This is a genomic window from Paraburkholderia caffeinilytica, assembly GCF_046030355.1.
Classification (GTDB): Bacteria; Pseudomonadota; Gammaproteobacteria; order Burkholderiales; family Burkholderiaceae; genus Paraburkholderia; species Paraburkholderia caffeinilytica_B.
On record NZ_JAQQCQ010000036.1, the window covers coordinates 38066 to 58571 of the forward strand.

Sequence of the window (20506 nt, forward strand, 5' to 3'; positions counted from 1 at the left end):
CGACTGTGTGTTGCAACCCTCTTAAGCAACTGCTGATGACTGCGCTTGATGATTTGCGATTTGTTGTCTGTTGTTGACAATCTACAAAGCATCAATTTTAATGTCAAGTATTGCCTCACTTTGCCACACAACGCCACATTGTCATCACCCGACTTACCCTAGCCAAGAGGACATGTCATGAGCGAAGCACCGATTTCCATTGAAGTGAACGGCCGCAGCTACAACTGGATGCGCAGACCCGTCGTCGTGGTCTGCGTGGACGGCTGCGCGTATGAATATCTGGAGATGGCGGCCGCGGCAGGGGTCGCGCCCTTTTTGGCCACGCTGCTGCGCCCTGGCACCTCGCTCAAGGGCGAATGCGTCGTGCCGAGCTTCACGAACCCGAACAACCTGTCGATCGTGACCGGCGTGCCACCCGCTGTGCATGGCATTAGCGGCAACTACTTTTTCGATCGCGACAGCGGCACCGAGGTGCTGATGAACGATCCGAAGTACCTGGTCGCCCCTACCGTGCTCGCCGGTTTCGCCGAACAGGGGGCGCACGTCGCGGTGGTCACGGCAAAGGACAAACTGCGCCGGCTGCTCGGCAAAGGCCTGAAAGGCATCTGCTTCTCGGCGGAGAAAGCCGACGAAGCAACGCTCGAGGAAAACGGCATCGACAACCTGCTCGAACTGGTCGGCCAGCCTGTGCCGAGCGTCTACAGCGCGGAACTGTCCGAGTTCGTATTCGCCGCCGGCGTGCGGCTGCTCGAAACGCGCGACATCGACCTGATGTACCTGTCGACCACCGATTACGTACAGCACAAGTGCGCCCCGGGCACCCCCGGCGCGAACGCGTTCTATCAGATGATGGACGGCTATCTGCAGCGGCTCGACGAACTGGGCGCGATCGTCGCGCTCACCGCCGACCATGGGATGAACGCGAAGCACAACGAAGACGGCGAGCCCAACGTGATCTATCTGCAGGAGCGCTTCGACGAGTGGCTCGGCGAGGACGCTGCTCGCGTGATCCTGCCGATCACGGACCCCTACGTCGTGCATCACGGCGCGCTCGGATCGTTCGCGACGGTCTATCTGCCTGCCTCAGCCGATCTCGAAGCGATGCGCCGCCGGCTCGCCGCGGAACCCGGCATCGAACTGGTGCTGACGGGCGCCGAAGGCTGCGCGCGCTTCGAACTCCCGCCTGCGCGCATGGGCGACCTCATCGTGATTTCAACGCAAGACGTGGTGCTCGGCACGCGGCGCATCAAGCACGATCTGTCCGGCCTCGACGTGCCGCTGCGCTCGCATGGCGGCCTTGCCGAACAGATCGTGCCGTTGCTGTTCAACCAGCCGGTCGCGAAATCGGTCGGCGAGCGGGCACGGTTGCGCAACTTCGACATCATCGATATCGCACTCAACCATCTTCAATGATCGGGGATCAGACATGAACGCTGTAGCTGAAATCAAGGCTCAATGGCAGGTGCGTCATGAAGCGCTGCGCATTGGCGGCGAAAAAATCTTTCGCGACGAAGTGATCGAAGTACACAACCCTTACGACGGCACGCTCGTCGGCACCGTGCCGAAGGCGACGCTTGAGGACGTGCGCCGCGCATTCGAATTCGCGCGCGCGTATCGTCCGGCGCTGACCCGCTATGAGCGCGCCGCAATCCTGCGGCGCGCGGCCGATGCCGTGCGGGCGCGCACCGAAGAAATCGCCGCCGTCATCACGGCGGAAGCCGGCTTGTGCAAGAAGGATTCGATTTATGAAGCCGGCCGCGTCGCGGACGTGCTGGTGTTCGGCGCCGGCGAGGTACTGAAAGACGATGGCCAGATTTTCTCGTGCGATCTCACGCCTCACGGCAAGAAGCGGCGCGTCTACACGCAACGCGATCCGCTGCTGGGCGTGATCTCCGCCATTACGCCGTTCAACCACCCGATGAATCAGGTCGCGCACAAGATCGTGCCGGCGATTGCCACGAACAATCGCATCGTCGTGAAACCGTCGGAGAAAGTGCCGCTGTCATGCTATCTGCTGGCCGACATTCTCTATGAAGCGGGCTTGCCGGTGCAGATGCTCCAGGTGCTGACGGGCGACCCGAGCGTGATTGCCGACGAGCTGATCACGAACCCCGCGATCGACCTCATCACCTTCACCGGCGGTGTCGCGATCGGCAAATCGATCGCCTCGCGAATGGGCTATCGGCGCGCCGTGCTCGAACTGGGCGGGAACGACCCGATCATCGTGATGGAAGATGCCGATCTCGACGAGGCCAGTTCGCTCGCAGTGTCGGGCTCGTACAAGAATTCGGGCCAGCGCTGCACCGCCATCAAGCGCATGCTGGTGCACGAAGCGGTCGCCGACCGCTTCACGGATCTCGTCGTGGAGAAGACACGCGCCTGGAAGTATGGCAATCCGGCGGATAGTTCGGTCGATATGGGAACCGTGATCGACGAAGCGGCCGCGCAGTTCTGCGAACGCCAGGTCAACGACGCCCTGTCACGCGGCGCCCGTCTGCTTGCGGGCAATCTGCGCGACGGTGCGCTTTACTCGCCGACAGTGGTGGACCGCGTCACGCCCGACATGCCGCTCGTCAAGTACGAAACGTTCGGACCGGTGTCGCCGATCCTGCGCTTTGCCAACATCGACGAAGCGATCCGCATGTCGAACTGCACGGACTACGCGTTGTCATCGTCGGTCTGCACGAACCGCCTCGACTACATCACGCGGTTCATTACCGAACTGGAAGTGGGCAGCGTGAATGTGCGCGAAGTACCGGGGTATCGGCTCGAACTTACGCCGTTTGGCGGCGTGAAGGACTCGGGACTCGGCTACAAGGAAGGGGTGCAGGAGGCCATGAAGAGCTTTACCAATACGAAGACTTACTCGCTGCCGTGGTGAGTGCGATCTAAATGCGATGAGAGTGCGGTGCATGACAAAAAGCGCTGATGCGCTTCCCGTCATGCACCCGTACTGCGCAGCGGATTGCCCGGCATCATGCCGGCGGGCTGGCGCCGCCGGAAACGTTCGGCTGCGCAGCCGTTGATATTTCCTTTGACGTCACCGCGCGATGGATCGCCTCCGTCAGCGCATTGTTGATCTCGATGAGCCGGTGCATTTCATCCTGGATCTTCAGGAGCGCCTCCGCGTCCTTGTAGGTTTGTAGCGCCTGCTTGTCCGAAGCCGCGGCCGCCACTTTTTGGCCCACCATGATCACGGACAGCAGCACCAACTGCAAGAATGTCTGCGCAATCCAGGCGATCAGCGTCGACACGCCGCTCTGAATAGCAGATGGCAAGCTGATAAGAGCGATCACCGCAAAGACATAGGCACACCACATTGTGCCGACCGCGTCGGTGATGATGAGGGCAATTCGCCCGTTCAGGCCTAAATGCTCCTGCGTGGTAAGGTGCGGTCCGTTTTTTTCGCGTTCATGGATGCGCGGATTGGGAAGATGGTCGACTGTCATCACTGAATCCCCGTTGGAGAGTGAACAGGTTGCGGCACGACGAGTGCCTCACCGCCCCGGTCTCGATTAACTCGCGCAGCGCGTCATCAAAGGCCACCGGCTCACGTGTGTCAAGTAAGCGTGCATCACGCCGGCAGGTTCGGCCAGCGGGTCCAGAAGTGGGTCCTGGACCCGTTGATTATAGTCAGCCTGATCGTCTTCCATGGCGATCGAAATGTCGACGTGCTTGTCAATGCGCCCAATATTTACTATCGCCTTTGGCGCTATTGATGTGGGCAGCCAGTCACGCCGGACAGTGCGCCGGGGGTCGGCGATCACTGCCAGCCTGCGAGGGTCAACCTGTGTCTCCGCCGGCTACGGGCAACACGGTGCCGGTGATATAGCCGGCCTCGTCCGAGGCGAGGAACAGAATCGGCGCGACCTGTTCGTCGATGCTGCCGTAGCGCTTGAGAAAGGTGGATTCGGTAACCTGCTTCACCGCGTCGCCCATCCAGGTTTTTTCCTGCTCGCTGTCACCGGCAGCATTGCGAGGGACACGTCGCGGCGGTGCGTCGGTCCCGCCCGGCGCAGTGGCGACCACACGGATGTTGTGCTCCGCGTACTCCATCGCAAGCGACTGCGTAATCGCGTTGACACCGCCCTTGGCCGCGGAATACGGTACGCGGCGGATACCGCGCGTAGCATTCGAGGAGACGTTGACGATCGTTCCGCCGCCACGCTTGAGCAGGTACGGCAACACAGCATGGCAGGCGTACAGCGTAGGCATCAGGGAGCGGCGAATTTCCGCATCGATCTGCGCAGGCTCGAATTCGGCGAACGGACGCATGCGAATCGCACCGCCGACACCATTCACCAGAATATCGATGCCGCCAAACTTGCGCGCGGCAAACGCCATTGCCGACGCAGCACCTTCGTACGTCTCAAGGTCGGCGACAAATCCAACGGTCTCCTCGCCGTCCGCTTCGGCTGCGACTTCCGCAACGAAGTCGGCGCGGTCGACAAAGAGCACCTTGCCGCCCTCAGCGGCCGCGCGAAGCGCGACAGCGCGACCGATACCCTGGGCGGCGCCGGTGACCACCATGACCTTGCCGGCAAATCGTTGAGTGCTCATGGGGTCCTCGGTGCGGCGTTGGGCGTGAACTTCTCATAGTGGAAGCTGCGGGGCTTCACACCGTTGTCGTCGAAATGTTTGCGCACTGCATCGACCATGGGCGGCGGCCCGCACAGATACACGTCGACGTCACCCTCATTGACGGCCTCCGCCGGGATATGCTGCGTCACCCAGCCTTTGCGGGGATGGGCCGAATCCGCGTCGGCCACAACAGTGCTGTAAGTGAAATTCGGCAATCTCGCCACGTACGCGTCGATCGCATCGACCTGCACGAGGTCGAGGTCTCGCGTTACGCCATAAATCAGATGAACCTTCTGCTGCGAATTCGCGCGAGCCAGCACTTCGAGCATCGCCAGGAACGGCGCGAGACCCGTGCCGCCGGCAAGGAACAGCAACGGCCTCTCCACCGCACGCAGATAGAAGCTGCCGAGCGGCCCGGTGAGCTCCACTTTGTTGCCTGCCTGTGCGGATTCGAGCCACGTGCTCATCACGCCACCGGGAATCTTCTTGATCAGAAAGCTGATTGTCGACTCACCCGGCGCCGACGAAAAAGAATACGAACGGTGCTGGCCGCTGCCTGGAACATCGATGTTGACGTACTGACCCGGCAAGAATACCGGCGCGCTTGCCTCCACCTCCAGTTCGAGCACGATGGCCGCATCGTTGTGCGGCTCCACTCTGGATACGGTCGCGGCGAACCGGCTTTGCTCAGTCTTGCACGCAGTGGACGATGCCGGCACGGCAATCACACAGTCGCTTTCCGGCGTCATCTGGCAGGTGAGTACGAGGCCACTTTCTTTCTCGTCCTCGGTCAGCGCATCATCGATGTAATCGTCACCCAGGTCGTAGCTCCCACTCTCGGCGCGGCACTTGCAGGTCCCGCATACGCCATCGGAGCAATCCATCGGCAGGTTGATTTTTGCGCGAAAGGCAGCATCGAGTACCTTTTCGCCCGCCTTGCATGTCACGAAGCGGGTCACGCCGTCTTCAAAATTGAGTGCAATGGTGTAGCTGGACATGTTGTCTCCTGTACGTCTCATTTCCGCGGATGTTTGCGCTCAAACGTGATAAACGTCGAGTACCTGGCGGATGTAGTCGTCCTTCAACACGATGCGCTTGTAGCAGATCAACAGTTCATCGTTGACCTGGCGCAGCGTGACGAACATCGTGCCGAAAAACTGGTCGGTGGTTTTGTAACGGTGGCTGAGCGTGTTGAAGTTGTAGCGCACGTCCACTTCGTTCTCGCGCTCGGCGAGCACTTCCACATTGGTGACGTTGTGACTGGTTCGCGGTTCAGGCATTGAGGCACTGCTGCGCTCGGTCTTGATGCGAAACACACGGTCTTCCAGGCCGCCACGGTCCGGGTAGTACATCAGCGAAATCTGGCTCTCGTGGTCGTCGGTGAGCCGGTCGTCGTCATCCCATGCCGGCATCCAGTACGTGACGTCCTCGGTATAGCAGGCAAGCCAGTCGTCCCATTGACGGTCGTCGAGCAGGCGCGCTTCGCGGAACAGCACGGCGCAGATTTTCTGGTAATCGAAGTTCATGCCGCGGCCTCCCCTTGTTCCTTTTTGAGCGCGTCGCGCATCACATGAACCCAGTACTCGTGCTGACAGACAAACAGGCCTTCGTCTTCGCTGCGCTCGCCTGAAATGCGCGGCTTCAGACCCATATTTTTTGCATTCGTGTCGGCCCCTTCGACCCACAACGGCGCGCCGCGCGAGAGGTCGTTCCACATTGCCGTGGTGCCGGCATAACCCGCCTGGCAGGCACGGAACTCTTCGAGGTCGTCCGCGGTGCCCATGCCGGAGACGTTGAAGAAGTCTTCGTACTGGCGGATGCGAGTCGTCCGGTCGGCTGCGCTCTCACCCTTCGGCGCGAAACAGAAGATGCTCACTTCGGTCTTGTCCACGCTGATCGGACGCACGACGCGAATCTGCGTGCTGAACTGGTCCATCAGGAACACGTTCGGATACAGACAAAGATTCCGCGTCTGGTTGACGATGAAGTCCGCCTTCACCTCGCCCACGCGCGCCTTGATTTCGTCGCGGTATTGATAGACCGGCCGCACTTCCGGGTTCATCGTCTTGGTCCACAGCAGGATGTGGCCATGGTCGAAACCGTACACACCGGCTACGGACTTGCTCCAGCTATTCGCATCCACGGCCTTGGTGCCTTCGACCTTGCGACGGTCCATCGTCGCCGCGTAGTTCCAGTGCACGGTGCTGACGTGGTAGCCGTCGCAGCCGTTCTCCATCTGCATCTTCCAGTTACCGTCGTAGATGTACGATGAATTGCCGCGCACTACTTCCAGCCCGTCCGGCGCCTGGTCAACGATCTGGTCGATGATGACCCGGGTCTCGCCAAGGTAGTCCTCCAGAGGAATCGCATCTGCGTTAAGGCTGCCAAACAGAAAGCCGCGGTAACTCTGGAAGCGCGCCACTTTCTTCAGATCGTGCGAGCCGTTGGTATTGAATTGCACCGGATATTCGGTGGTCTTCACGTCCTTCACTTTCAGCAGCTTGCCGGTGTTGGCGAAGCTCCAGCCGTGGAACGGACAGGTGAAAGTACCTCTATTGCCATGCTTTTTCCGGCAAAGCATGGCGCCCTTGTGCGCGCAGGCATTGATGACCGCGTGCAGCTCGCCGCTCTTGTCGCGCGTGACGACCACGGGCTGACGGCCAATCCAGGTGGTGTAGTAATCGTTATTGTCGGGAATCTGGCTTTCATGCGCGAGATAGACCCAATTGCTCTCGAAAATGTGCTTCATCTCGAGTTCGAACAGATCGGTGTTCGTGAAGATGTCGCGGCGGCAACGGAATACGCCGTTTTGTTTGTCATCCTGAACGGCGGTGTGCAGCAGTTCATCCAGTTGCGCGGCTTTGTCGATAATTGCAGACATGAGTGCTCCCCTACGCGTACTCCGATAAGGGAGCGCGCGCATCGGTGTCGAAAGATTCTTGCGAAGAACTGAGCGGCAGCGGTGGTACGACGCAGCCGCTGCGGTCAGCGGTTAGGCGGCAGCAGAGGCACGCAGGCGATGGACGAGCTGGTTATCCTTGCCTTGAACCAGCGGAGTCAACTCGATGTTGAACTCGATTTCCTTATACGCATCGGCCTTCATGCCGAGCGCCGTGCCGCCGGTCTTTTCGACCACGTGCGGAATCAGTTCCTCGCGCGTGGCATAGGCAAAGTCGTCCCAGATCAACGGGTCGCCTTCGATATTGATTTGCGTCGTCAGCTTCCGGCATTGATCGGCGGTGGCAAAGAAATGGACATGCGCCGGACGGTTGCCATGACGGGCGAGCACGTTCAACAGGTGTTGGGTCGCGCCATTCGGCGGACAGCCGTAGCCGACCGGCATGAGCGTGCGGAATTCGTATGTGCCGTCGGCACCCGTGCTAACCGCGCCGCGTAGATTGAACTCGCTCTGCGCGCCGGTCGGGTCGAAGTGTGAATAGAAGCCCTTCGAGTTGGCATGCCAGCATTCGACAACCGCGCCCTCGACGGGCTTGCCGTCTGGACCGGTGACCGTGCCGCGAATCACCAGCGGGCCTGCATCCTCGTCCGGATTGAGATCGATCTTCGATACGCTATCGCACACTGGGGCACCAGCGACGTAGAGAGGCCCTTCGATTGTGCGCGGCGTGCCACCGTCGATGTCAGCCGCCTTGTCCTCAGCATCCATCCGGATGTCGAGGAATTTCTCCAGACCGAGACCGGCAGCCAGGAGCGCCGCTTCGCCATCCTGGCCGAGCTTGTTGACGTAGTGAACGCCAGCCCAGATTTCGTCGGGCGTCATGTCAAGGTCATCGATGGCCTTGAAAAGATCGCTCAGCAGGCGGTGGACAATCTGCCTGGCGCGAGCATTGCCCTCCTGGCTGCCGATGTTGGCGGCCGCCTTCAGCAGGTCCTGCACTTCCGTCGTATCGAACACTTTAACGCTCATGTCTGCTCCTGAATCGCTCTATTTTCTGTGGGGTTAACCCTCGGCTTGACACTCGTTCTAATATGCCCAGGAGGTATAATCCGGTACTGAAACAGCGTATGAATGCAGAATAAACGACGCCGGAAACGCTCGTCCAACACTGATTTAGTATTGGTCTATATCCTGGAGGTATTGAAATGGAACTGCGGCATCTTCGCTATTTTGTCGCGGTAGCCGAAGAACGCAATTTCACGCGCGCGGCCCAGCGATTGAACATGGCGCAACCACCGTTGAGCCGTCAGATACAGCAACTGGAAGAGACGCTTGGGGTGCAGCTATTCCAGCGCGACTCGCGCCCATTGAAGCTGACTGAGACCGGCAAGTTCTTCTATGCCCATGCGGTGCAATTGCTGGCTCAGACCGCCGAACTCGAATCCATGACAAAGCGCGTAGGCAACATCGAACGCAGCCTCTCCATCGGCTTCGTGGGTTCGACGTTGTACGGCATGCTGCCCAAAATCATCCGGCGCTTCCGCGACGAGAACACGACGGTCGAACTCAGCCTCCACGAGATGTCCACAATGGACCAGATCAGGGCGCTGAAAGACGGGCAGATCGATGTCGGCTTCGGTCGTATTCGACACGAGGACGCGAACATTCGCCGGGTGATTCTTCGCGAGGAGAAGATGATCGTCGCTCTCCCGGAGGGCCATGCGCTCTCGCGCGCCAAACCCTTGCTCGCCCTCAGCGACCTCGTCAATGAGACGCTGATTGTCTTTCCGAAAGCGCCACGCCCCAGTTACGCGGACCAGGTGCTTTCTGCTTTCCAGGATCGAGCGCTCAAGCCTCGCCGGATATATGAAGTACGCGAGTTGCAGATCGCGCTAGGTCTCGTGGCAGCGGGGGAAGGAATCTCTGTCGTACCAAGCAGCGTGTACGGCATGAAGCGGGACGATGTGAGCTACAAAGAACTGGACGACCCGACTCTGGTTTCCCCAATCATCATGAGCATGCGTGCGCTCGACGAATCGCGGGACCTGCGGGAGATGCTTGAGCTTGTCTATCGGCTGTACGAGGAAGAACAGATACCCTACGTACCCCGTACCGAATGGGGACGATGATGCCCGTTGTACCTGGCCGGTACGGCACTGGATCTCGAAGGTCCCGGACTGTCAGTTTTTGCGGGGCTTGACGAGCTTTTCCACGGCGTCGGCGGTAACGTCCCTGAAAAGTGCAGCGTCGCCATAGGCTCGCGCCGCCAGCATCGCACCATAGACCAGCGATACGAATTTCCTCGCCTCAGTCGATACCGAAGCACTCAATTTGAATTGCTTGTCCCTCACGCCCGACTCGAGCACCTGCTCGAGCCACAGAGCGAGGTTATCGAAGTACCCTTTGACCTCTTGCGCCACTTCGGCGGGCAAAGCCGGCATTTCCGCGCCGAGCATGCCCGCTACGCAGAACGGCTCGCTATCGTCGGTAATGCAGCGTTCCCAGTGACCCAGATAGGCGCCTAGCTGCGTCATCGCATCGGCGCCGCCTGCCTGTAGCGAAGCCATGTCGGTGTCGAACGCCTCGCGCGATTGTTGCACCGCGGCGATTGCCAGATCCGCCTTGGTCGGAAAGTGGTGGTGAATGCTTGCCTTGCGAATCTCGATCGCATCGGCCACGTCGGCATAGCTAAACCCGCTGTAGCCGCGCCGCATAATGAGCTGACGCCCGGCCTCGACGATTCGTGCCGCGGTCATGTCGCCTGTTACTGTCATTTTGCCTACCATCTAGTCGGTCGAATTTAATAAGTCTACATGCAAATCGCGAACATTTCTGTTGCAAAAATCGCGCTTGCCGCCTTCCCATCCAACTAGTAGGATGACTACATCGACGAGCCAAACAGCAGTCGGTCATTCCTACCTAACCTTCTGGAGCATGAAAATGAAAGCAGCCTCGCGTATTACCCGGATTGCCGCCGCCCTCGCCTTGTCCTTCGCCGCCTTGGGTTCGCACGCCGCGACGCCCGCCCCGGCCGCGCCGGTCAAGAATATCGTGCTGGTCCATGGTTTCTTCGCGGACGGCTCGGGCTGGCAGGCAGTATCGAAGATCCTGACCGCAGACGGCTATAACGTATCCGTCGTGCAGGAGCCGGAAACCTCCTTCGCGGATGACGTCAAGGCAACGACGCGCGTGGTGGACGCACAAGACGGCCCGAGCATTCTGGTCGGCCACAGCTATGGCGGTGCAGTGGTGACCGAAGCCGGTAACGATGCGAAGGTCGCGGGCCTTGTCTATGTGGCCGCCTTCCAGCCCGATGCCGGCGAAAGCCCCATGGATCTGACCAAAAAGACGCCCCCTGCCACCACCGCGATCAAGGCGACGGCAGACGGCTATCTGTATCTCGATCAGGCCAAGTTCCACGCCGACTTCGCCGCCGACGTGCCCGCAGCCGAAGCGAAGTTCATGGCGATCTCGCAGGTGATGCCGGCAGCCCAGTCGTTCGGCGTGCCCATCTCCAGCCCGGCGTGGAAAACAAAGCCGAGCTGGGCCGTGGTCGCAACGGCGGACCGCGCCATCAACCCCGACCTCGAACGCTTCATGACAAAGCGCGCCGGCAGCAAGACGATCGAGATCAACTCGAGCCATGTTGCCTATATCTCGCATCCCCGCGAGGTCGCGAAGCTGATCGAACAGGCTGCCGCCGGCTCCGCGCGGTGAGTTGGCAGAGGCGATCGGGACGGGTTCACCCGCCGCCGATCCCTTCCGCCGTACGGGACCGGCGCCGTGACGGCGGCCACTTGCAAAGCCCAGTAGCGAAAGCTCGCCGGTCAATCACCCTCGAAGTCCCTTACCGCTTCAAGCAGGTCACAGAGGCGATCACTGATTTCGAAATTCAGATTGCGCATCAGTTTCGCGTCCAGTTCCGGCATCGTGGTGCGCAGATAGTCGAGCGTGTCCTGCGATAGCGCCAGCAAGACAGCGGGCGTATCGGCGACGAGCTTTAACAGGTGCTGCCGGTCCAACATCAACGGTATTTCTCCTAGCGTCATGCCCGCCCGGTAACTGGCAGTGCGCAACGCCTTGCCGTCCTTGTCCCAGAGAACGCTCAGCCGCCCTCGCGTCAGCAGTAACAGGCCGCCATGCGGGTCTCCGCGTCCGAGCACAACCTCGCCGGCGGCAAATGATCTACGCGCCGCCAGACTCGTCAGCAGCGCTCGCTCGCTATCGCTCATGTTCTGCGTCAACGGAAAGGCGGCAAGGTCGAGTTCCTCATCGCTGTCCTGGGCGGCCAACTTGTCGAGCAGTTCGTCTTCGGCTTGCGATAGCGCGGCGTCCGTGCTTTCGAATACGCGCAACTCCGCTTCCGGCTTCGTCAGTCCCCATTCCTCCAGAAACTTGCGACGGCGTCCGCCAGCGAGAAGCGGTGCAAGAAACAGACGCCGTCCGGACCTGACCAGCAGTTCATCGAGGCGCTTCAACATCAACACGCCGCTACTGTCGAAATGGCTGATGCGCTTCAGGTCGAGCAACACCCAATCGCTACCGGATAATTCATCTCCGACCACCCGCTCCACTCTTTCCGCCGAGCCGAAAAAGAGCGGACCATCAAGTTCGACGATAGCAATCCGGCGACCGTGCTGGCCAAGCGCCTCAAGCGCCGCATCCGATCTTTCCGTTCGGGAGCGAAGCTGCGTTGCGTGTTGGATGCGGCGAATCATCTGCGCATTCGAGCGATAGATGAAGGCGATCAACGCAGCGGCGAAACCCACCCCGAGCGCAACCAGGACGCTGGTGAAAACGACCAGCGCGGTCACCACGAACACCAGCGCCAGGTTGAGGAAAATCTCCCAGCGGGTCGAAGAATGGCCGCCATAACCGACACCGAGCAGCAGTTGATGCGTCCACTTGTCCATCGCCTCCGCGCTGGTCACGATCACGACACCGGCCATGACCGAGAGTGGAATCTGGCCGACCAGCCGGTTCAGCCCATACGACAACACCAGAAGCATGCACGCATAGGCGAAGTTGGCAAATTGCGTACGGCCGCCGCTCGCATGAACAATTCGTGTGATGTTCGGCGATCCGCCGCTGGGCGCGCCGCCAAACAGCGCCGACACGATGTTGGAGACGCCCTGCACCACCAGTTCGCGATTGCTGTGGTGACGAGCGCCGAAGAGTTGTTCGGTGCTCGAGATGCTCAGCAGGGATTGAATTGACGACACCAGTGCAATCGTGACGCCGGTTGCCAGTATCACGGCGGCATGATTGCGAAAATCCGCGGAGGTGGCGAAGCCAACGATATCCGTGAGACGCAAGTTCAGCGGAATGCCTGGCGGCAGCGCGCCAATCGAGGCGCCAAGATCCTCGTGCGGAACAAGACGCAGGCACAGCATCTGGAGTGCTGTTCCGCCAAAAAGGCCGATCAGCGCCGCTGGAATAGGCCCGCTTCTCTTTTTCGCCAGGATCACCAATCCGCCCGACCCGAGTGCAAATCCCACAGCCCACCAATTGACCGGCACCGTGCCGTTCAAAGCCCGCAGGAGTTCTTGTGGTCCATCGATCGCCAGGGCTCGGGGCAACTGATTCAGGATGATCTGGATCGCAAAGCCATTGATGAAGCCCGCGAGAACCGGATACGGAACGAACTTGACGAGCAAACCGAGACGTGACGCACCCAGAATCGACTGAACAATGCCGGAAACGAGCAATGCGGTGGACGCTACGACGATGAGGGCTGCACTCCCGCTGCTGCTTCCGGCGCCGAATGACGGATCCGTTGCCACGCTTGCAATCAGGCCAGACAAAATGGCGGCATGCGTGGTTTTCGGTGAATTCATGTGCAACGGCTTGCCGCCCAGCAGCGCCGTGACGATGGCAGCCGCCACCGCCGCCACAAAGGCGGCGGATATGCCCGCAGTCACCCACGCAGCGCCCATGCTTTCGTATAGCACGGCGCCGCAACTGAGGATGATGGGAACGACGGTCAATGCACCAGCAAGGGCACCGGTGGCATCGCGGGCTACCGATCGGAGACGAGCTGATTTCATATTCGCCGACCCTCGTGGCCAATTGAAGTCCATTTCCGCCTTTTCGAACCGCTGATCTGTGGGACGCCTGATAACACGTTCAGGCGTCGACCATCCGTGCAGTCAATGCGAAGCATTTCCGGCTCGGTACAACCGGCAGCGGACTGAATGACTCGTGGATATTACGCAGACCTTTCTAACGATCGAAACGCAGTTTTCGTCTTAAGCGTAGTCCGCTTTCGCGGCGTCTCGACGGCAACCATCATGCATGGTTCATGTTCGCAATTGTCGGCGATTCAGACGGCAATGCGAAGGACGAAAACGGGTCAGTTGCGAGGAGTGGGTTGCAGGGTTCTGAGGCCGTTTCGCTTTCGCGCTAGCGCCGCTTCCCGCTCGCCCATTGCGAGTTGAAGTCATCAGTCTTCAGGTTGAATTGACGGCGCCGCTCATGGCATAAATCCGAGTAACTGCCCATTGACGAGCTTCACCGCGCGCCAAAGACCTAACTCAGCGGAAAACAGCAACTTGTAGCCACCCTGACTCGGCGCGTCGGCCAAACAGTACAACTTTGCGTTGCGAATCGGCCGCCCCTGATGATGGGTCGGCCATTCGATGTAAAGGTCCTGATCTTTACCCGGACGTCGTGCCAGAGGAATTTCGACCTGCCCTCCGTCCCATGTCACGCTCAATTTCCGATACCAGTGCGTATCCATATCCGTCGTGACCCTCACCCAGGCACGACATTTGGCCCCAAGTTCCCAATAGATTTCCCCCGGATGTTCCGGCGTTCCGAATCGAGCAACCAGGTTTCCGTCATCCTTCACCTGAGCAAAGAATCCCGTACCCGGATGCGATGACGGCTTGCCCGATTCCCAGAGCGTCCGGTCCTTTCCTTTAACCCTCAGCGCGCCGTCATTTTCCAGTACGAGCTTATAGGTGATCGGTAAAACGCCGCCCTTTCCCGCTAGCTGGAGCGCTGATCCGCTCCTGCTTCGAAACAGCGGTACATAAGCGTCAGGAAGGCCGCCAGAAAATACGACGATGGCGCCATCCACATCAATAAAAAGACCATGTGAACCGTTGCCAGATACCAGGGACGAACCCACCATTTCCGGTTCTTTGGGTTTCAGGTATCCCGTTGCATAGAATTCAAAGTCCGGGGAAAGGAACTCGCCCGAGCGAAGATATTGAACTGAGTTAGATTCAATCATTGACGGTTTGATATTTCACACAAAAGAACAAACATCCGACACGCGCTTTCATGCGCCAGGTCAGCCAGTTTTATGCTTCAATCGTTCAGCATCATGATCTGGAACGACGGCGTTCTCTTGCCCGCTGGATTTCCATGGCACCCACTTGATTAAACAATGCCTGATCGATGTACAATTCCGCATCCGGTTTAAACCCGACGACTATGCAGTCCGCGGAATTGTAGCGGCTATCTTTATCTACTCCCGAGATGTAAATACTCGACAATTTCATCTTCTCCGGTTTGATAACATGACTGCCTCCGCCTGACCCGCCCAGCTTGGATGTCAGGCCATTATTCACGTAGGTAAACTGAACGGCGTCAACAACTGTGCCGCTCCAGACTTCTGCGCCAGTAATCGTATCGGCGAAGTTAACCGTAGTTGCTCCTCCACCGCCTCCTCCCATGCGTGGAGTCGTCGTCACCCCGTCCGGTCCCTCTCCCGCTGCATAGGTCAATTGCGCAGAATCGAGGCGTGCGCCCGAATAGATGAGCATGGACTTCGGAAATGATTGCGGCTGCCGTGGAAGTTGAATTGCCCCGCTATCTCTGGCATTTCCATATGGGCCGTAGCAGATCTCCGCATTAGGTGCAATAGTTTTACGATCGTTTTGGGGATACTTTATGTAGTCGTAGTAAGGCCATTGTTCAACAAGATCCACCGCCTTATTCCGTGCATTTGTTCTGTACTCATTCGCCGAGGCGAATGGTTGGCATGATTCATAGTGACATAGACTGTTCAGTCGTCGAGCATAGGAGTATCGATATACCTTATTCGCGTAGGGAAGCGCGAAGGAAAGGAATGTTTCAATTTCCTTAACTTCTCGAGATGTATCTTGCAAGCCCCAATCCTTAGCATTAGTCTGGGCATCCCTTAAAAATCCAAGATACGCAGTTCCATACAGCGCATAAAGGGGTAGTAGCGGCTCCTCATATCCCGAGGTTTGAAAAAATTAATCCTTGTTGCGGATGTTTTGCTGACAGTCTCGCCAGGCTTCAAGTTTTTCACTATGAGATGCATTGCTTGTCACGATATCGATGTAAAGATCTATCTCCGATCTAACGTAGTTCAGGTGATCGGTCGCTTGCGCGAGGACGGTTTCCGAAACAATGTCCTTGATCTGCCTGGAGATATCTTCGATGGCGCTCTCCTGCCCGCAATCTGCTGCTGGCCAAAAGGCTCCTAGCAATCCGGCGACGAGTCCTCCCAATGGATGCACAGCCGAGAGCGCAGTTGTCACCACCACCATTGCGACCATATTCCAGGCCTGGCCCGGACACTGCAGCACGACGGATTGAGCTTTCATGGAGGTTGCGGACGCCGCACTGCCGTTGCCTCCCTGACCGTCGTCGCCTCCGCCGCCAGAGCACGCTGAAAGCGAAAACACCGTGGGCGCGAACGTCAACGCGACAGCACTCTGGATGAATTTTCGTCGAGCAAGGCAGTTCGTCGCAGGAAGGTTTTCATGATCGAATTTGAATTGCGCCATTTCAGTAATCAAAAATGAATTTCAAAACACCGGATCGACTCAGACCGGCGCGGCCAGATCCTCGACGCGGCGAGCCTTTACGCACGTCCGTTCGAGACCGATAACCGTGTGACGCCCGGCCACTGGGAAGGTGAATTCATTAAAGATGCAAAAAATGCACCTTCCGTCGGTGTGCTGATCGGCCCCTATTCAACTGGAGGCGGCGTTGAAATTCATAGTTGCATGGCAGAAGGAAGATTTCATCTTCAGTTCTGAAGATGAACCGCAGGGCGCGCGCCGTTCAATACTGGGCGCCTTCGGAAAACTCGGCGTGGTTCAGGTTCGGCGGGAACAAGACGCTCAATCCCGCCGCAATCTGCTCGACGTGGCGCAGATTGCGGGCATTCATTTTGTCCAGTACTACTCGGATTTGCGTGCGGATGGTTCCCAGAGAGACGCCGCGTGAGCGGGCGACATCTTCTGCTGTCGCGCCGCCCAAAAGCGCCACGGCGACTGCGGCCTCTGCAAACGTCAAGCCGAAAAAATCGCACAACATTTCGCCACGCGGGACCAATGGGGCAGCCAAGGGTTTCGCCAGGACCATCGCCGCTCCTGATGCCAATCCACGCCGCGCGTTCTCCTCCATAACGATGCGCGTTGGAATTGGGGAAACGACCAATGCCATCGACGTATCGTTTTCAACCGAATGGACACCGTGCGCCCGAACACGCATGGTGCCGCCCGCTCCACCGACAACGGCCGACGAAACCAGTTTCTTGAGTACTTCATGGTCTTCTCGCCGGGACGCACGCAGATGTGATGCCCGGCTATCGGGCATTCCGGAAAATGCAAAAGACAATCCGGCATTCGGCGCTTTCGTCATACGAACGCCGGCCGCGTTAGCGAATTTAACGCGCAGATCGGCATCGACAATCGCCACAAAGAACGGTAACGCGGCTAGAGCAGCAAAACCCGAGTCCGCATTGCTCGCTTTTATTTTAAGGTCCCTGTAAACCCGGAGACCTCGTTCGAGATGTTTCAGCAACATCGTAATCCGCTCGCGGCTTTCCGTGTCGAAAGGTCCCGCCTGCAAGTCGCGATAGAAGGCAATAGGGGCGCCTTCGTCGACCGCGAGCACGCCGCCGAACGCATGGTGCTGTCCATTGTGACGTGCAAAGTCGTTATAGTATTCGGTGCGGATCAGTGCATTGCGACGGATGAGGGCCTGCTCGTCGAAGGCCACCGACTCCTTCACTAACGAGTTCGAAAATAGAGTGTGGCTGCGAATGCGAAGCGGATCGATTGCATAGAAGTGCTCGTGATAGATCTTCCATGCAACATCGAACGGCATTAAGGCGTTTTCTCCGTCTTCGTCAATTCGCAGTGCAACGCTTCCAGCGTCGGCATAACTCCGCAGTCTGTCGCCTAACTCGGTCCAGCCGAGGCCGCCGGTCGCCGCTTCGTAAATCGCGGCCACGATCGAAGAACTATCTGATCTCATCATCGTCGCTCTCCATGCGGCGAAAGCGCCTAACCCGGGCGACGCAGGTCGTCGTAGAGCTAAGGACCAACGAACTTAAAAAGTCTACGCCCTTTATCGGATCAGTCGAGTGGGCAATGTCACCGCGCCGAAAGACCAAAATCGCCTGCTTTACAGAACAGCCAGCGCAACCTCTCAAAAGCGATGCGTGATCCCCAGCGCCATCACACTCTGCGACGATCCCAATTCCGTCACTGAGACCGCAGGCCAGCTCATCATCGAAGTGCCATGATTCTTGATGTACCCAGCGCGAGCATAAATCTGAGTACGCTTCGAGATGTTGTGATCGATGCCGATCTCGATCCCTTTTGCGCTATCGTCCACGCCGCGCGCATCGCGCGCGACGCCGGCGATTTCGACCGTGTCCGCCGACGTCGCCTGAATCGTCGCGCCGATCTCTGCGAAGCTGTATGAATGCGCAGCGCCCAGGCGGGCGGCCAGCGATCCGGCGGGCGCGTTGTTTGAGCGGTTATACGTGTAGTTCGCCTGCAGGTTCACTATGCCGATCCGGTAAGCAAGGGAGCCGGTAAAGCGCTCGGTTCCAAGCAGGTTCAATGCGGCAGGCAAGCCGGGCACGTTCTCCGATCCCGCGTGCTGATTCTGATACGCGAGTCCGGCGAATAGCCCATATCCGCTGTACGTCAGCGCAATATCGAATAGATTGCCGACGGTCTGCACAACGGGCAGCGTCGTCGTCGAGCTGAACGCATACATCGTGTAGAGCTTCAGCCCGCCCACAACCGGCGACTGATATTCGATCGAATTACTGGTTCGGCCGGATGCGGCCTGCGTGGCGAGGGTGTTGCGATCGAGCGCGACCGCTGCGGCCGCCACCGGCGACAGCACTTCGTCGCCGCGGAACGGGTCGGTGTAATAGATGGCCCAGAAAGTCGGCTGATACTGGCGGCCGAACGTCAGCGAACCATAGTCGATGTGCGTCAGCCCAACCCAGGCCTGACGATAGAACAGCGTCGAACTGTCGACAAAGAACGCACCGTTGTTGACGGTGTAGCCGCTTTCGAGCACGAATTTGGCCTTGAAACCGTCGCCCAGATCCTCCTCGCCTTTTATGCCCAGATTCGATCCGGTATTGCCGCCGCTGCGCTCGGAGAATGAGTGCGTCGAACCGTTGCCAAGGTATTGCACGAAGCTGTCGACGACACCGTATAACGTCAGCGTCGACTGTGCCCACGCGCCCTGCGCGGCCAGCAGCAGCGCTGCGCCGGCAATACCCTGCTTGATGATACACATGCGAACTCCTCAGATACGTCTCGTGTTTTATCGCTTTTTCAATAACGGCCCTGCTCGCCTTCAATGCGTTTCTTTGTACCTCCTCATCGCCGTGCGCCACGACGTCATATAAAAAAGCGGTCTCCGCAACGCGAAGAGCCGGACATGCACGCGCATCAATCGAATGCCGCAACACCGGTCAATGCGCGCGCAATGGCGAGTTGCTGGATCTCCGGGGTGCCGCCCAGAATTGGGACAGCCATGGCCTCGCGCAACAACCGTTCGACGTCGAGTTCGCGCGTCACGCCGTTCGCGCCGTGCAACTGCACGGCGTCACGGCATACCTGCACCGCGGCTTCGGCCGCGAACGCCATGGCGATCGACGCCTGCACGTCGCAGCGCAAGCCCGCATCCATCATGCCGAGCATGCGTTGCAAGAGCAGCCGGCCCGCGTCCGTCCTGATCGCCATGTCTGCGATCTTCGCCGCAATCAACTGCCGCGCGGCGATGACCTTGCCGAACTGGGCGTGCTGTGTGACGTAGGCAATCGATTCGTCGAGCGCGGCACGCATGAGCCCGACCGACAGCACACCGAGATGGGTGCGCGCGTGCTCGCCGAACTCCTTCATCGTGTTTAAACCTTCACCCTCTTCGCCGATGAGATGCGTCGCCGGGACGCGTGCATCGGCGATGACAATCTGCGCCGTCGATTGCGCATTGAGCGCAATCTTGCCGACGTTGCGCGTCTCGTAGCCGTGCGCCTCGCGGTCGATCAACAAGTGCGACAAGCCCTTTTCGGTACGCACTGCGCAGACGAATACGTCTGAATAGACGCCATGGGTGATCCCGGTCTTCGTCCCGTTCACCATGAAGTGATCGCCGTCGCGCACAGCACGCGTCGTGATCTCCGTGACGTTCGAGCCGATTTCCAGTTCGCGGATGCCGATTGTGCCGAAGATCCGGCCCGCCAGCATCTCGGGCAAATACCGCTCGCGCAACTCGGGGGCCGCGCCGGGCAACATCGCCGCGAGTCCCATGTTCAGCATCACGCATAGCGCAACGTCGCACGAGCATGCGGCCAGTTCCTCGAACAGCATGCCCTGTGTCGTGTACGACCAGCCCATGCCGCCGTGCTCGACTGGCACCGTGCAGCCAGGCAGGCCGAATTCGGCGATGCGCTGGGTCAACTCGCGCATCGTCGCCTTTGGAATGAAGCGGTCGCGATACGTGTGCGTAACCGGCCTGACTTCCGCCAACAGGAACTTGCGGAAACTCTCGACCGCCAGCGTTTGCTCTTCCGTGGGAACTCGATAGGTCATGGATCACACTTGCGCGTCGCCGCGTCTCGATATGGCGTTTAACACCGGTTGCATTCCTGCGTGCCCCCAGAGTTACGCTCCGGCTCGGGAATACCCTGAACTTCACTGCTCCGCGCAACGCCATCGGCCTGCGCCGGCAAGCGAACTGTCCCGCATGGCTCGCGCGCTTGCTTGACGCTGCACTTGTGTTAAG

The 20506-nt window shown here is 59.1% G+C and carries 17 protein-coding genes and 1 pseudogene; 4 read left to right on the forward strand and 14 right to left on the reverse strand.

Annotated features, from left to right (window positions below; translation table 11 throughout):
- Nucleotides 1-177: 177 nt before the first annotated feature.
- Nucleotides 178-1413, forward strand: a complete 1236-nt coding sequence (gene phnA, locus PQQ95_RS34165; RefSeq protein WP_408446154.1) for a phosphonoacetate hydrolase — start codon at nucleotides 178-180, stop codon at nucleotides 1411-1413.
- A gap of 13 nt (nucleotides 1414-1426) precedes the next feature.
- A complete protein-coding gene (phnY, locus tag PQQ95_RS34170; protein WP_408446157.1) occupies nucleotides 1427-2881 on the forward strand; it encodes a phosphonoacetaldehyde dehydrogenase in 1455 nt (484 codons plus the stop codon).
- Nucleotides 2882-2975: 94 nt separating this feature from the next.
- On the opposite strand, the gene PQQ95_RS34175 is transcribed toward phnY, so the two are convergent.
- From PQQ95_RS34175 to catA, 6 genes are all read right to left on the reverse strand, one after another.
- Nucleotides 2976-3449: a hypothetical protein gene (locus PQQ95_RS34175; protein ID WP_408446159.1), complete on the reverse strand. Its 474-nt coding sequence runs from the start codon at nucleotides 3447-3449 to the stop codon at nucleotides 2976-2978.
- Nucleotides 3450-3783: 334 nt separating this feature from the next.
- A complete protein-coding gene (gene benD, locus PQQ95_RS34180) occupies nucleotides 3784-4560 on the reverse strand; it encodes a benzoate diol dehydrogenase BenD (protein ID WP_408446162.1) in 777 nt (258 codons plus the stop codon).
- Nucleotides 4557-5579, reverse strand: coding sequence for a benzoate 1,2-dioxygenase electron transfer component BenC (gene benC / locus PQQ95_RS34185; protein ID WP_408446163.1), 1023 nt, complete (start codon nucleotides 5577-5579; stop codon nucleotides 4557-4559). The genes benD and benC overlap by 4 nt, the downstream gene beginning before the upstream one ends.
- A 39-nt stretch (nucleotides 5580-5618) precedes the next feature.
- Nucleotides 5619-6107, reverse strand: a complete 489-nt coding sequence (gene benB / locus PQQ95_RS34190) for a benzoate 1,2-dioxygenase small subunit (protein WP_408446165.1) — start codon at nucleotides 6105-6107, stop codon at nucleotides 5619-5621.
- On the reverse strand, nucleotides 6104-7462 hold the full coding sequence (locus tag PQQ95_RS34195) for a Rieske 2Fe-2S domain-containing protein (protein ID WP_408446167.1): 1359 nt from the start codon (nucleotides 7460-7462) through the stop codon (nucleotides 6104-6106). Before PQQ95_RS34195 ends, benB begins: the two co-directional genes overlap by 4 nt.
- 111 nt (nucleotides 7463-7573) lie before the next feature.
- A complete protein-coding gene (gene catA, locus PQQ95_RS34200; RefSeq protein ID WP_408446169.1) occupies nucleotides 7574-8509 on the reverse strand; it encodes a catechol 1,2-dioxygenase in 936 nt (311 codons plus the stop codon).
- 176 nt (nucleotides 8510-8685) lie between these two features.
- Here catA and PQQ95_RS34205 point away from each other — a divergent pair, with 176 nt between their 5' ends.
- Nucleotides 8686-9609 (forward strand): LysR family transcriptional regulator, encoded by a 924-nt coding sequence (locus tag PQQ95_RS34205; RefSeq protein WP_408446172.1) that lies wholly within the window; start codon nucleotides 8686-8688, stop codon nucleotides 9607-9609.
- A gap of 51 nt (nucleotides 9610-9660) precedes the next feature.
- Here PQQ95_RS34205 and PQQ95_RS34210 read toward each other — a convergent pair whose 3' ends face one another.
- The gene (locus tag PQQ95_RS34210; RefSeq protein ID WP_408446173.1) at nucleotides 9661-10254 is read right to left on the reverse strand and encodes a TetR/AcrR family transcriptional regulator; all 594 of its coding nucleotides are present in this window, start codon (nucleotides 10252-10254) and stop codon (nucleotides 9661-9663) included.
- A gap of 166 nt (nucleotides 10255-10420) precedes the next feature.
- On the opposite strand from PQQ95_RS34210, the gene PQQ95_RS34215 reads away from it, so the two are divergent.
- Nucleotides 10421-11197: an alpha/beta hydrolase gene (locus tag PQQ95_RS34215; RefSeq protein WP_408446176.1), complete on the forward strand. Its 777-nt coding sequence runs from the start codon at nucleotides 10421-10423 to the stop codon at nucleotides 11195-11197.
- Between the two features lie 110 nt (nucleotides 11198-11307).
- On the opposite strand, the gene PQQ95_RS34220 is transcribed toward PQQ95_RS34215, so the two are convergent.
- The 7 genes and pseudogenes from PQQ95_RS34220 to PQQ95_RS34250 all read right to left on the reverse strand — a co-directional run bounded on the left by PQQ95_RS34220 (nucleotide 11308) and on the right by PQQ95_RS34250 (nucleotide 20313).
- A complete protein-coding gene (locus PQQ95_RS34220) occupies nucleotides 11308-13527 on the reverse strand; it encodes a SulP family inorganic anion transporter (protein WP_408446178.1) in 2220 nt (739 codons plus the stop codon).
- Nucleotides 13528-13952: 425 nt separating this feature from the next.
- Nucleotides 13953-14717 (reverse strand): hypothetical protein, encoded by a 765-nt coding sequence (locus PQQ95_RS34225; protein WP_408446181.1) that lies wholly within the window; start codon nucleotides 14715-14717, stop codon nucleotides 13953-13955.
- 91 nt (nucleotides 14718-14808) lie between these two features.
- Nucleotides 14809-15684: pseudogene (locus PQQ95_RS34230) on the reverse strand (insecticidal delta-endotoxin domain-containing protein); the annotation flags it as partial.
- A 24-nt stretch (nucleotides 15685-15708) separates the two neighbouring features.
- The gene (locus PQQ95_RS34235) at nucleotides 15709-16245 is read right to left on the reverse strand and encodes a hypothetical protein (protein ID WP_408446184.1); all 537 of its coding nucleotides are present in this window, start codon (nucleotides 16243-16245) and stop codon (nucleotides 15709-15711) included.
- A 280-nt stretch (nucleotides 16246-16525) separates the two neighbouring features.
- The gene (locus PQQ95_RS34240; protein ID WP_408446186.1) at nucleotides 16526-17728 is read right to left on the reverse strand and encodes a helix-turn-helix transcriptional regulator; all 1203 of its coding nucleotides are present in this window, start codon (nucleotides 17726-17728) and stop codon (nucleotides 16526-16528) included.
- A gap of 171 nt (nucleotides 17729-17899) precedes the next feature.
- Nucleotides 17900-19015 (reverse strand): porin, encoded by a 1116-nt coding sequence (locus PQQ95_RS34245; protein WP_408446189.1) that lies wholly within the window; start codon nucleotides 19013-19015, stop codon nucleotides 17900-17902.
- A 155-nt stretch (nucleotides 19016-19170) separates the two neighbouring features.
- Nucleotides 19171-20313, reverse strand: a complete 1143-nt coding sequence (locus tag PQQ95_RS34250; RefSeq protein WP_408446191.1) for an acyl-CoA dehydrogenase family protein — start codon at nucleotides 20311-20313, stop codon at nucleotides 19171-19173.
- Between the last annotated feature and the right edge of the window lie 193 nt (nucleotides 20314-20506).